Below are 12529 nucleotides of genomic sequence, written 5' to 3' on the forward strand. Positions count from 1 at the left end.
AAAAACAGTCTGAAGCGAAAACAACGGAGGAAGCATGGGTAAAAAAATCGCAGTCTTGATTACCGACGAGTTTGAAGATTCAGAATTTACGTCGCCAGCTGAGGCATTCCGCAAGGCAGGACACGAGGTCATCACCATTGAGAAAGAAGCGGGTAAAACCGTGAAGGGCCACAAGGGCGAAGCCAGCGTGACCATCGATGAGTCCATCGATAACGTCAGCCCGTCAGATTTCGACGCCCTGCTGTTACCAGGCGGCCATTCACCGGATTCCCTGCGCGGGGACGAGCGTTTCGTCACCTTTACCCGTGACTTCGTCGGCACCGGCAAGCCGGTCTTTGCCATCTGCCACGGCCCGCAGCTGCTGATCAGCGCTGAAGTGGTCCGCGGGCGTAAGCTTACGGCGGTGAAACCGATCGTTATCGATCTGAAAAACGCAGGGGCCGAGTTTTACGATCAGGAGGTGGTCAACGATAACGACCAGCTGATCACCAGCCGGACCCCGGACGATCTCCCGGCGTTTAACCGCGAAGCGCTACGCCTGCTCGGCGCGTAGCCAGTGAAGCTTCTTGCCAAAGCCCAGGGTGTTGTCGGTAAATTTCAGCTCATCGAGGCGGATTTCCCACACCGGGGCTTTTAGCGCAGCAGCAACCGGGAAGCGGCGCGTGTAGCGTTTACGCTGTGCGTCGCTTTCTTCACCTTCCAGACGACGAATTTCGCCTTTGAACTGCACGCCGCGGATCAGCGCGACGGTTTTGGGCTGGCCGTTGACCGTGCCCGCCACTTTTGCCTGCTGGCCGGTCATCTGGGCATGCCGCGTTTTGTCCTCACTCATGACGTAAAAAGCGACGCGTTCAGGATCGTAGTAGTAAAAGGCGTTGGCGCACCACATTTCGCCCTCGCTATATACGCACCAGGTCACGACGTGCTGCTTTGCCAGCCAGCGGTTAATGGCGGCCAGTGTTTCCATTTTCGTTCTCTCTCATGCTATGGTGCGTTCACCTTAACATACTGAATCTGTTTACCGTGTGCTGGTTTCTCTATCTTGTCCGAACCGCTGATAACGCACTCTACACCGGGATCACCACCGATGTGGCGCGGCGTTTTTTACAACATCAAACGGGGAAAGGGGCAAAAGCGCTGCGGGGGAAAGGCGAACTGCAGCTGGCTTTTTCTGCCGCCGTGGGGGACAGATCGCTGGCACTCAGGCTGGAGTACCGTATTAAGCAGCTAACGAAGCGCCAGAAGGAGCGCCTCGTGACCGGAGACGGCTCCTTTGAGGCGCTACGCGAGAGCCTGATTAAAAGCGATTAAAATGGTCGTGGTAGTCCACCAGACCATTTACGCCGTTCAGGGCATCATCCGCCAGGCGATGCACCTGGAAGGCGGATTCGGTACCTGGCCAGCGGCAGCGAAGATCGTAATGCGCGGCCTGCTCGAAGCCTAAACGGCCATAGAACGCCGGATCGCCCAGCGTGACCACGGCGGCATAACCAAACTCATTCAGCGAGTCCAGCCCTTCATAGACCAGCTGGCGCGCCAGGCCCTGCCCGCGGTAGTTTTCATCTACCGCCAGCGGTGCCATGCCCACCCACTGAAGATCTTCACCCTGAACGATCACCGGGCTGAAGGCAACATAGCCGACAACCTGACCTTCGTCATCGGTGGCAACCAGCCCCAGCGTGATCAGGCCGTCTTCACGGAGATCGTGGACCAGTTGGGCTTCCGCATCGCTCTCAAAAGAGCGGCGTAATAACGCATCGATACCCGGTGCATCAATCCCTATTTCGACTCGAATCAGCATGGCTCACCTACTGAAGTGTGTTTACTGTCCGGCGGGGATTTCAGCCCCGCCTCAACGAAATCTGCCATTTGCATCAACATCACGCGCAGCGCTTTCGGCATCTGCTCCAGCTCAATGGCATCCATTAAATTCTTAACGTACAGGCCAAGCTCCGTGTCGCCCTCAATCACCAGACGGCGCTGGAAGAAGAGTGTGTCCGGGTCATGCTTACGCGCGGCAATCATCAGCAGGTCGCTGGCGTTGGCGCTAAAGCTCACGTCCGCCTCGGCAGACTCACGAACGATCAGCTGGTCGTTCTCTACGGAGGTAAACCAGCGCAGCCCGATGTCACGCACCTCAATGCTTAACCAGCGCCCTTCCAGAAACTCCAGCTCGCCATCCTGCAGCGCCTGACGGAACTGCCAGCTCAGGACCTGCTCCAGCACCTGGCGTTTAAGCGCGAACGGCGCCAGCCTGACCGGCACGCTCAGCATTGATGGACCGAATTGTACGAGACGTGAACGCAGTTTATCCAGCACGAGCTTTACTCCCTGATAGCTATAGTCCCGCTATTTTGCCACATCCGTTCCAGAACATAGCGGCGTAAATCAACAAACCATCGTCGGACGTACCCCATTATTGGTGCCATCAATACGCCATTAGCTGCCTTAAATCAAAAATTGTCGCGTATGGGTTAATTAAAATCCCAGCTCGTTAACAATTTTGCTATCGACTACATCAGGATAATTTATGGAGCTGCTCTGCCCTGCCGGAAACCTTCCGGCGCTTAAGGCGGCCATCGAGAATGGGGCCGATGCGGTCTATATCGGGCTGAAAGATGACACCAACGCCCGCCATTTTGCTGGCCTTAACTTTACGGAGAAAAAGCTTCAGGAAGCCGTTAACTTCGTTCATCAGCACCGCCGCAAGCTGCATATTGCCATCAACACGTTTGCCCATCCTGACGGTTACGCCCGCTGGCAGCGCGCGGTGGACATGGCAGCACAGCTGGGCGCCGATGCGTTAATCCTGGCCGACCTCGCCATGCTTGAGTATGCGGCAGAACGCTATCCGCATATTGAGCGCCACGTCTCTGTTCAGGCATCTGCCACCAACGAAGAGGCGGTGCGTTTTTACCATCAACACTTTGACGTCGCTCGCGTGGTGCTGCCGCGCGTGCTCTCTATTCATCAGGTTAAGCAACTCGCGCGCGTCACGCCAGTGCCGCTGGAGGTTTTTGCCTTTGGTAGTCTGTGCATCATGGCCGAAGGCCGTTGCTATCTTTCTTCTTACTTAACCGGTGAATCGCCGAATACCGTCGGGGCCTGCTCCCCTGCCCGCTTCGTCCGCTGGCAGCAGACCCCACAGGGGCTGGAGTCGCGTCTGAATGAAGTTCTGATCGACCGCTATCAGGACGGTGAAAACGCGGGTTATCCGACGCTGTGCAAAGGCCGCTACCTGGTCGACGGCGAGCGCTACCACGCGCTGGAAGAGCCCACCAGCCTTAACACGCTGGAGCTGCTGCCGGAACTACTGGCCGCCAATATTGCCTCGGTGAAAATTGAAGGTCGCCAGCGCAGTCCGGCCTATGTAAGCCAGGTGGCGAAAGTGTGGCGTCAGGCCATCGACCGCTGCATGGCGGACCCGCAGAACTACGCCCCACAGGCGGCGTGGATGGAGACGCTCGGATCGATGTCCGAAGGCACGCAAACCACGCTGGGCGCGTATCACCGTAAATGGCAGTGAGATAACCATGAAATATTCATTAGGGCCGGTGCTCTACTACTGGCCAAAAGAGACGCTGGAAGATTTTTACCAACAGGCCGCCACCAGCAGCGCCGATGTGATTTACCTCGGTGAAGCAGTATGCAGCAAACGCCGCGCAACCAAAGTGGGCGACTGGCTGGAGATGGCGAAAAGCCTGGCCGGGAGCGGCAAGCAGGTGGTGCTGTCAACGCTCGCGCTGGTGCAGGCTTCGTCCGAACTGGGCGAGCTGAAGCGCTACGTCGAAAACGGTGAGTTTCTGCTGGAAGCGAGCGACCTGGGGGTAGTGAACATGTGCGCCGAACGCAGGCTGCCGTTTGTCGCAGGCCATGCGCTGAACTGCTATAACGCCGTCACCCTGCGCCTGCTGCTCAAACAGGGAATGACCCGCTGGTGCATGCCGGTGGAGCTCTCCCGTGACTGGCTGGCAAACCTGCTGAATCAGTGCGACGAGCTGGGCATTCGCCATCAGTTCGAAGTGGAAGTGCTGAGCTACGGTCATCTGCCGCTGGCCTACTCTGCCCGCTGCTTCACCGCGCGCTCGGAAGACCGCCCGAAAGATGAATGTGAAACCTGCTGCATCAAGTACCCGAACGGGCGCAGCATGCTGTCGCAGGAGAACCAGCAGGTATTCGTCCTGAACGGCATTCAGACCATGAGCGGTTACGTCTATAACCTCGGCAACGAACTGGCGTCGATGGACGGGCTGGTGGACATGGTGCGTCTGTCGCCGCTGGATACCAGCGTTTTCGCGATGCTGGACGCCTTCCGCGCTAACGAAAACGGCGCGTCGCCGCTGCCGCTGGCGGCAAACAGCGACTGCAACGGTTACTGGAAACGTCTGGCCGGGCTGGAACTTCAGGCCTAAAAAAGGCTCACTTTGTTAACAACGGTTATCATTTTTTAATGCAGTATTAAAGATTGACCGTCGACAAAGTGAGCTGTTATGACTGACAAAACCATTCCGTTTTCGGTGCTGGATCTGGCGCCGATCCCACAAGGCTCCTCGGCAAGAGAAGCCTTTACGCATTCTCTCGATCTGGCTCAGCTGGCCGAAAAGCGTGGCTATCACCGCTACTGGCTGGCAGAACATCACAACATGGTCGGCATTGCCAGCGCCGCTACATCGGTGCTGATTGGCTACCTGGCAGCGAATACCACCACTTTACACCTTGGCTCCGGTGGCGTGATGCTGCCGAACCACGCCCCGCTGGTGATAGCCGAGCAGTTCGGGACGCTTAATACCCTCTATCCGGGCCGTATTGACCTGGGGCTTGGCCGCGCGCCGGGCAGCGACCAGCCGACCATGCGCGCCCTGCGCCGCCATATGAGCGGCGATATCGATAACTTCCCGCGCGACGTGGCGGAACTGGTGGACTGGTTCGACGCGCGCGATCCGAACCCGCACGTGCGCCCGGTGCCGGGCTATGGCGAGAAGATCCCGGTGTGGCTGTTAGGCTCGAGCCTGTATAGCGCGCAGCTCGCCGCGCAGCTGGGGCTGCCGTTCGCGTTCGCCTCCCACTTCGCGCCGGATATGCTCCATCAGGCGCTGCACCTCTACCGTACGAACTTCAAACCGTCCGAGCGTCTGGAGAAGCCGTACGCGATGGTGTGTATCAACATCATTGCCGCTGACAGCAATCGCGACGCGGAATTCCTGTTTACCTCTATGCAGCAGGCGTTTGTGAAGCTGCGCCGCGGCGAGACGGGCCAGTTGCCGCCTCCGGTGGAAAATATGCATCAGCTGTGGTCGGCCTCCGAGCAGTATGGCGTGCAGCAGGCGTTGAGCATGTCGCTGGTGGGTGATAAGGCAAAAGTGCGTCACGGGCTGGAAGCAGTGCTGCGTGAAACGCAGGCGGATGAAATTATGGTCAACGGCCAGATTTTCGATCACCAGGCGCGTTTACATTCGTTTGATCTGGCGATGCAGGTGAAAGAAGAATTGGTGGGGTAGTTTTTTGCCGGATGGCGGCTTCGCCTTATCCGGCCTACGCGGTCCCTGTAGGCCCGGTGAGCGTAGCGCCACCGGGCAATGTGTTTACTGGTACACAGGCAACAGGTTAAAGCTCGACAGCACGTGAACCAGCGCGTTACCCACCCCAAATACCAGGATCAGCGCAATCATCGGTTTACCGCCCCAGACACGGAATTTCGGGCTGCCGAAGCGTTTACGTGATTTACGTGCCAGCAGCGCCGGCACAATCGCCGCCCAGATGGTGGCCGCCAGCCCTGCATAGCCGATGGCATAGAGGAACCCGTTCGGCCACAGCAGACCGCCGACAATCGGCGGCAGGAAGGTCAGCAGCGCCGTCTTGAAACGCCCCATCGCAGAATCGTCAAAGCCAAACAGATCTGCCAGGTAGTCAAACAGGCCCAGCGTCACACCGAGGAATGAACTCGCCACCGCAAAGTTGGAGAAGACCACCAGCAGCAGATCCAGACTGCGGCTGTTCAGTACGCCGCTCAGCGCCTGCACCAGCACGTCAATGTTACCGCCCTTTTGCGCAATGCCGATAAACTCCGGGCGCGGGATGTTGCCCATTGTCCCCAGCAGCCAGATGACGTACAGCCCAAGCGCCAGCAGCGTGCCGTAGACCAGGCACTTCACGATGGTGCGCGGATCCTTGCCGTAGTACTTCATCAGGCTCGGCACGTTGCCGTGGTAGCCGAACGACGCCAGACAGAACGGCAGAGTCATTAGCAGATACGGCGTGTAGGAGGTATTAACTTCCGCAACGTTAAACAGCGTGGCGGGCGTAACGTGCCCCAGCAGGCTGCCGAAGGTCAGGAAGAAGGTGATGACCTTAGCGCCCAGCACAATCGCCGTCATGCGGCTCACCGCTTTGGTGCTCATCCAGACGATAAACGCCACGCCCAGCGCAAAGCAAAGCCCGGCCAGACGCGCCGGAACGTTCAGCGACATCTCCGAAAAGGTGTGATGCAGAATCGAGCCGCTTGCTGAGATGTACGCGTAGGTCAGGATGTAGAGCACAAATGCGATGGAAAGGCCGTTCACCAGGTTCCAGCCTTTGCCCAGCAGATCTTTGGTGATGGTGTCGAAGCTGGAGCCAATGCGGTAGTTCAGGTTCGCTTCAAGGATCATCAGGCCGGAATGCAGCATGCAGAACCAGGTGAACACCAGCGCGGCCAGCGACCAGAAGAACCACGCACCGGACATGACCACGGGCAGGGAAAACATCCCGGCACCTATAATGGTTCCGCCGATGATCACCACGCCGCCAAGCAGCGAAGGTGACGTTTGGGTGGTGGTTAGTGTCGCCATACAGCCTTTTCTCCAGTTAATCATGCGGTTCTGCATTTTAGTGTGATGCACTGTACCAGTACAGGAGTACAAAGGGAATAAAAAAAGCCCCGATAGCGTGTATCGGGGCTGTATATTTTACTTTACGTCAGAAGCGAAAGGCTTACGCGTCACCGAAACGACGACGGCTGGTGCCTTCTTCACGACGTGGGCCACGGCTTTCGCGGCGCTCGCCGGAGAAACGACGACCTTCACCACCGCGACCTTCACTGCGACCGCCTTCACGACGCTCGCCGCCGAAACCGCGACCACCGCCACGACGTTCGCCACCGCGGTCAGGACGTGGCTGCGCATCGCCCAGCAGCTGCATGTTCATCGGCTTGTTCAGGATGCGGGTGCGAGTAAAGTGCTGCAGTACTTCGCCCGGCATGCCTTTTGGCAGTTCGATGGTAGAGTGGGATGCGAACAGCTTGATGTTACCAATGTAACGGCTGCTGATGTCGCCTTCGTTAGCAATCGCGCCAACGATGTGACGAACTTCAACACCATCATCACGGCCCACTTCAATGCGGTACAGTTCCATGTCGCCAGCGTCACGACGCTCACGACGTGGACGGTCTTCACCACCACGCTCTGGACGGTCGCCGCGTGGACCACGGTCGTTACGGTCGCCACGACGTTCGAAACGATCGTCACGGTCACGGAACTCACGCTTAGGACGCATCGGTGCATCTGGTGGCACGATCAGGCTACGTTCGCCCTGAGCCATTTTCAGCAGTGCTGCAGCCAGAGTTTCCATGTCCAGCTCTTCGCCTTCAGCGACAGGCTGGATCTGCGACAGCAGTGCGCGGTACTGATCCAGATCGCTGCTTTCCAGCTGCTGCTGTACTTTCGCGGCGAATTTTTCCAGACGGCGTTTGCCCAGCAGATCTGCGTTTGGCAGGTCGGCTTCTGGAATGGTCAGCTTCATGGTGCGTTCAATGTTGCGCAGCAGACGACGCTCGCGGTTCTCAACGAACAGCAGCGCACGGCCAGCACGACCCGCACGACCGGTACGACCGATACGGTGAACGTAAGACTCGGAATCCATCGGAATGTCGTAGTTTACAACCAGGCTGATACGCTCAACGTCCAGACCACGTGCTGCCACGTCGGTTGCAATCAGGATATCCAGACGACCGTCTTTCAGACGCTCCAGCGTCTGCTCACGCAGGGCCTGGTTCATGTCGCCGTTCAGCGCTGCGCTGTTGTAGCCGTTACGCTCCAGCGCTTCAGCCACTTCCAGGGTCGCATTTTTGGTACGCACGAAGATAATCGCCGCATCAAAATCTTCCGCTTCCAGGAAACGGACCAGCGCTTCGTTTTTGCGCATGCCGTACACGGACCAGTAGCTCTGGCTGATGTCCGGGCGAGTGGTCACGCTGGACTGAATACGCACTTCCTGCGGCTCTTTCATGAAGCGGCGGGTAATGCGACGGATCGCTTCTGGCATGGTTGCAGAGAACAGAGCGGTCTGGTGACCTTCCGGGATCTGCGCCATGATGGTTTCTACGTCTTCGATGAAGCCCATACGCAGCATTTCATCTGCTTCATCCAGTACCAGGCCGCTCAGTTTAGAGAGGTCCAGAGTACCGCGCTTCAGGTGATCCAGCAGACGGCCCGGCGTACCGACGACAATCTGTGGGCCCTGGCGCAGGGCGCGTAACTGCACGTCATAACGCTGGCCGCCGTACAGGGCTACCACGTTTACGCCGCGCATATGTTTAGAGAATTCCGTCATTGCTTCAGCAACCTGAACAGCCAGTTCACGAGTTGGAGCCAGGACGAGGATCTGCGGTGCACGCAGGTCCGGATCGATGTTGTTCAGCAGCGGCAGCGAGAACGCTGCAGTTTTACCGCTACCAGTCTGGGCCATGCCCAGCACGTCACGACCAGAAAGCAGATGCGGGATACATTCTGCCTGGATCGGAGATGGTTTTTCGTAACCCAGATCGTTAAGGGCTTCAAGGATAGGAGCCTTCAGGCCCAGATCTGCAAAAGTGGTTTCGAATTCAGCCATGTAGTACGAGTGCCTCAATGTCAATGGCGGCCAGTCTACTTAGCTCATCGTGAAAATGATTAGCAATTTTCATTGAAAAGTGTGAACCGGCTCAAAGTAGGTGTATTGACGAACAACAACGCCCTCACCAGTGAAGGTGATGGCAATCAAAAGATTACGGGCTGATGTTTATGTCGTCAGCTATTGCTGGTCCGATTCTGCCAGGTCGTCTTGCTCCTGGCCCAAGAGCGATAATTCCAACAATGCATAACGGTGCTCAACGAAGTTATGTACGTTGTTAGCAACCGCTAATTTGAACAGTGCCGTAGCGCTGTCCATATCCCCCAGACTTAGGTAGTACTTACCTAAATAGAAGTTGGTTTCACTGAGATGCTCAGCGAGCGAGGTGTTATCCGTTGCGTCCGCCTTGAGGCGTTCCATCAGCGTTGCTTCGCTAATGTTGCCCAGGTAGAACTCGACAATGTTCCATCCCCACTGTTCCTTATCCGATTTCTCGAAGCGCTGTTGTAGTGCTTCTTTTGCCTGCTTCTCATCGAGCTTCCGCTCAACGATGTAAAGCCACAGGCTACGGAAAGGATCATTAGGATCGTCTTGATAAAACGCCAGCAGATCATCTTGCGCTAACTTATCACGACCGCCGTAATACAATGCGATACCGCGATTCAAGTGCGCGTAGTTGTAAGTTGGATCAAGCTCAAGTACAGAATCAAACGCTTCATAGGCAGCATCAAAATTGCCTGCCTGCGTTAAATAAATGCCTAAGTAATTGAATACTTCAGGCATATCAGGTCGGATAGCCAGCGCTTGTGAAAAATCATTTCGCGCTAATGCCCTCAGACCGAGACTATCATACAACACTCCGCGCTCATATAAAAGCTGTGCGCGTTCGTCATCGGTTAAAGCCCGACTGGCAAGTATTTGTTCCATGCGTGCCAGAATCACTTCCTGCTGCAAAGTCGGTTGCAATGGCACTGCGAGGACTTCGCTCTTACGCCAGGCAGAGTTGCTGCATCCTGCCAGCGTTAAAGCTGTCGCAACGAAACACCAGCGCAAAAAAGGCTTCATTTCCCACTCCCGAAGACAACTATTGGATGAACGTCCTGTCCCCCGGCGGCTTAACAAGGCGTCCTGCCTGATAACAGGCCCTCCGCAAAGCGGAGGGCAAATGGCAACTTACTCGCCTTGCTGTTCAGCAGCCGGAGCTTCCGGTGCCGCAGCAGGTTGAGACTGCTCGGTTGCTTCTTTAATGCTCAGACGGATACGGCCCTGACGGTCAACTTCCAGAACTTTAACCGGCACTTCCTGACCCATCTGCAGGTAGTCGGTCACTTTCTCAACGCGCTTGTCAGCGATCTGAGAGATGTGAACCAGACCTTCTTTACCGCCACCGATGGCAACGAACGCACCAAAGTCAACGATACGGGTCACTTTACCCGCGTAGACGCGGCCCACTTCGATTTCAGCAGTGATTTCTTCGATGCGACGGATAGCGAATTTCGCTTTCTCGCCGTCGGTTGCTGCGATCTTCACAGTACCGTCATCTTCGATTTCGATGGTGGTGCCGGTCTCTTCGGTCAGCGCGCGGATAACAGAACCGCCCTTACCAATAACATCTTTGATCTTGTCTGGATTGATCTTGATGGTGTGAATACGCGGAGCGAATTCAGAGATATCACCGCGTGGCGCGTTGATAGCCTGTTCCATCACGCCCAGGATGTGCAGACGCGCACCTTTAGCCTGGTTCAGAGCAACCTGCATGATCTCCTTGGTGATACCTTCAATTTTGATATCCATCTGCAGGGCAGAGATACCGTCGCGGGAACCCGCTACTTTGAAGTCCATATCACCCAGGTGGTCTTCGTCACCCAGAATGTCAGACAGAACAACGAAGTTGTCGCCTTCTTTCACCAGACCCATTGCGATACCCGCAACGGCGGCTTTGATCGGCACGCCTGCATCCATCAGCGCCAGAGAAGCACCACACACGGAAGCCATGGAAGAAGAACCGTTGGATTCGGTGATTTCAGAAACCACGCGAACGGTGTACGGGAATTTGTCAGCTTCCGGCATCACTGCCAGCACGCCGCGCTTCGCCAGACGACCGTGACCAATTTCACGACGCTTCGGTGAGCCAACCATACCGGTTTCGCCCACAGAGTACGGAGGGAAGTTGTAGTGGAACAGGAAGTTGTCAGTACGCTCGCCCATCAGTTCATCGATGATCTGCGCGTCACGTGCGGTACCCAGGGTTGCGGTAACCAGCGCCTGCGTTTCACCACGGGTGAACAGCGCAGAACCGTGAGTACGCGGCAGTACGCCAGTGCGTACGTCCAGACCACGAATCATGTCTTTTTCACGGCCATCGATACGCGGTTCGCCTGCCAGCACGCGGCTACGAACAACGTTTTTCTCGATAGCGTGCAGAATTTCGCCAATTTCGTTAGCGTCCAGCGTTTCGTCTTCGGCAACCAGGGTCGCGGTTACTTCAGATTTGATCGCGTCAACCTGAGCGTAACGCTCCTGTTTGTCGGTGATGCGGTACGCGTCGCTCAGACGAGATTCTGCCAGTGCCGCAACGCGTGCGTTCAGCGCGTCGTTTGCCGCTTCTGGCTGCCAGTCCCAACGTGGTTTACCGGCTTCTTTCACCAGGTCGTTGATGTTCTGGATAACAATCTGCTGCTGCTCGTGACCGAACACCACAGCGCCCAGCATCTGGTCTTCGCTCAGCAGTTCAGCTTCGGATTCAACCATCAGCACAGCCGCTTCAGTACCGGCAACAACCAGGTCCAGCTTACTTTCTTTCAGCTCTTCCTGTGTTGGGTTCAGCACGTACTGGTCGTTGATGTAACCGACGCGCGCGGCACCGATTGGGCCATTGAATGGAATACCAGACAGTGACAGGGCAGCGGAGGCACCGATCATCGCAACGATGTCCGGGTTAACCTGTGGGTTAACGGAAACAACGGTCGCAATAACCTGCACTTCGTTAACGAAGCCTTCCGGGAACAGCGGACGAACCGGGCGGTCAATCAGACGCGCGATCAGGGTTTCGCCTTCGCTTGGACGGCCTTCACGACGGAAGAAGCCACCCGGGATTTTACCGGCAGCGTAGGTACGCTCCTGGTAGTTAACGGTCAGCGGGAAGAAGTCTTGACCTGGTTTAGCTTTTTTCTGGCCCACAACGGTCACGAATACCGCGGTGTCATCCATGCTTACCATAACGGCAGCAGTCGCCTGGCGTGCCATCATGCCGGTTTCCAGCGTGACGGTATGTTGACCATACTGGAATTTACGAACGATCGGATTCAGCAAAATTCTATCCTTTCTTAAATGTATGACAGCACACCGCCGGCGTGCTGTCGATTTAACCCGACCTTCTTCGCATCCTCGCGACTAATGACAACCGACACCCCCATGGGTGAAGCCTCTCATTAGCCGCGCGAACCTCTGCAATGAAGATCATTTATAGCAACAATACAATAGTTTCCATTGAATTGCTGCCGTCTGGTTGAAAAAAGGGGCCATCAGGCCCCCTTTTCTGAAACTCGCAAGACTTAGCGACGCAGACCCAGACGCTCGATCAGCGCGGTGTAGCGTGCAACATCTTTACGCTTCAGGTAGTCGAGCAGTTTACGACGCTGAGAAACCATGCGCAGCAGACCAC

At 56.4% G+C, this 12529-nt stretch carries 12 protein-coding genes and 1 pseudogene; 5 read left to right on the forward strand and 8 right to left on the reverse strand.

Annotated elements, in window-relative coordinates:
• Nucleotides 1-34 precede the first annotated feature (34 nt).
• A complete protein-coding gene (locus HBA26_RS11645) occupies nucleotides 35-553 on the forward strand; it encodes a type 1 glutamine amidotransferase domain-containing protein (protein WP_028014537.1) in 519 nt (172 codons plus the stop codon).
• Here HBA26_RS11645 and HBA26_RS11650 read toward each other — a convergent pair.
• Nucleotides 533-967 (reverse strand): YhbP family protein, encoded by a 435-nt coding sequence (locus HBA26_RS11650; protein ID WP_063155276.1) that lies wholly within the window; start codon nucleotides 965-967, stop codon nucleotides 533-535. The genes HBA26_RS11645 and HBA26_RS11650 overlap by 21 nt on opposite strands.
• Before the next feature lie 14 nt (nucleotides 968-981).
• Between HBA26_RS11650 and HBA26_RS11655 the strand changes: the two genes are divergently transcribed.
• Nucleotides 982-1311: a GIY-YIG nuclease family protein gene (locus HBA26_RS11655; RefSeq protein ID WP_045260079.1), complete on the forward strand. Its 330-nt coding sequence runs from the start codon at nucleotides 982-984 to the stop codon at nucleotides 1309-1311.
• Here the strand turns inward: HBA26_RS11655 and HBA26_RS11660 are convergent.
• Both HBA26_RS11660 and HBA26_RS11665 read right to left on the reverse strand, forming a co-directional pair.
• Nucleotides 1298-1801, reverse strand: a complete 504-nt coding sequence (locus HBA26_RS11660) for an N-acetyltransferase (RefSeq protein ID WP_041907900.1) — start codon at nucleotides 1799-1801, stop codon at nucleotides 1298-1300. The two genes, HBA26_RS11655 and HBA26_RS11660, sit on opposite strands and share 14 nt — an antisense overlap.
• A complete protein-coding gene (locus HBA26_RS11665) occupies nucleotides 1795-2319 on the reverse strand; it encodes an SCP2 domain-containing protein (protein ID WP_126345807.1) in 525 nt (174 codons plus the stop codon). Before HBA26_RS11665 ends, HBA26_RS11660 begins: the two co-directional genes overlap by 7 nt.
• Before the next feature lie 211 nt (nucleotides 2320-2530).
• Between HBA26_RS11665 and HBA26_RS11670 the strand changes: the two genes are divergently transcribed.
• The 3 genes from HBA26_RS11670 to HBA26_RS11680 all read left to right on the forward strand — a co-directional run bounded on the left by HBA26_RS11670 (nucleotide 2531) and on the right by HBA26_RS11680 (nucleotide 5498).
• Nucleotides 2531-3526: a peptidase U32 family protein gene (locus tag HBA26_RS11670; protein WP_014885366.1), complete on the forward strand. Its 996-nt coding sequence runs from the start codon at nucleotides 2531-2533 to the stop codon at nucleotides 3524-3526.
• A gap of 7 nt (nucleotides 3527-3533) precedes the next feature.
• Nucleotides 3534-4412, forward strand: a complete 879-nt coding sequence (locus HBA26_RS11675) for a U32 family peptidase (RefSeq protein WP_041907896.1) — start codon at nucleotides 3534-3536, stop codon at nucleotides 4410-4412.
• Nucleotides 4413-4490: 78 nt separating this feature from the next.
• On the forward strand, nucleotides 4491-5498 hold the full coding sequence (locus tag HBA26_RS11680; RefSeq protein ID WP_047367057.1) for an LLM class flavin-dependent oxidoreductase: 1008 nt from the start codon (nucleotides 4491-4493) through the stop codon (nucleotides 5496-5498).
• Between the two features lie 84 nt (nucleotides 5499-5582).
• On the opposite strand, the gene mtr is transcribed toward HBA26_RS11680, so the two are convergent.
• The 5 genes and pseudogenes from mtr to HBA26_RS11710 form a co-directional block, all read right to left on the reverse strand.
• Entirely contained in the window at nucleotides 5583-6827 is a 1245-nt protein-coding gene (gene mtr, locus HBA26_RS11685; RefSeq protein WP_028014544.1) for a tryptophan permease, read from the reverse strand.
• A gap of 142 nt (nucleotides 6828-6969) precedes the next feature.
• Entirely contained in the window at nucleotides 6970-8865 is a 1896-nt protein-coding gene (locus HBA26_RS11690) for a DEAD/DEAH family ATP-dependent RNA helicase (RefSeq protein ID WP_041907893.1), read from the reverse strand.
• 180 nt (nucleotides 8866-9045) lie between these two features.
• Nucleotides 9046-9930: a lipoprotein NlpI gene (gene nlpI / locus HBA26_RS11700; protein WP_028014546.1), complete on the reverse strand. Its 885-nt coding sequence runs from the start codon at nucleotides 9928-9930 to the stop codon at nucleotides 9046-9048.
• A gap of 50 nt (nucleotides 9931-9980) precedes the next feature.
• Nucleotides 9981-12177 (reverse strand): annotated as a pseudogene (pnp, locus tag HBA26_RS11705) (polyribonucleotide nucleotidyltransferase).
• A 242-nt stretch (nucleotides 12178-12419) separates the two neighbouring features.
• Nucleotides 12420-12529, reverse strand: a 110-nt coding sequence (locus tag HBA26_RS11710) for a 30S ribosomal protein S15 (RefSeq protein ID WP_208298162.1), incomplete at its 5' end; no start/stop codon positions are given.

This window comes from Enterobacter sp. 725m/11, assembly GCF_011683705.1.
Taxonomy (GTDB): Bacteria; Pseudomonadota; Gammaproteobacteria; order Enterobacterales; family Enterobacteriaceae; genus Enterobacter; species Enterobacter bugandensis.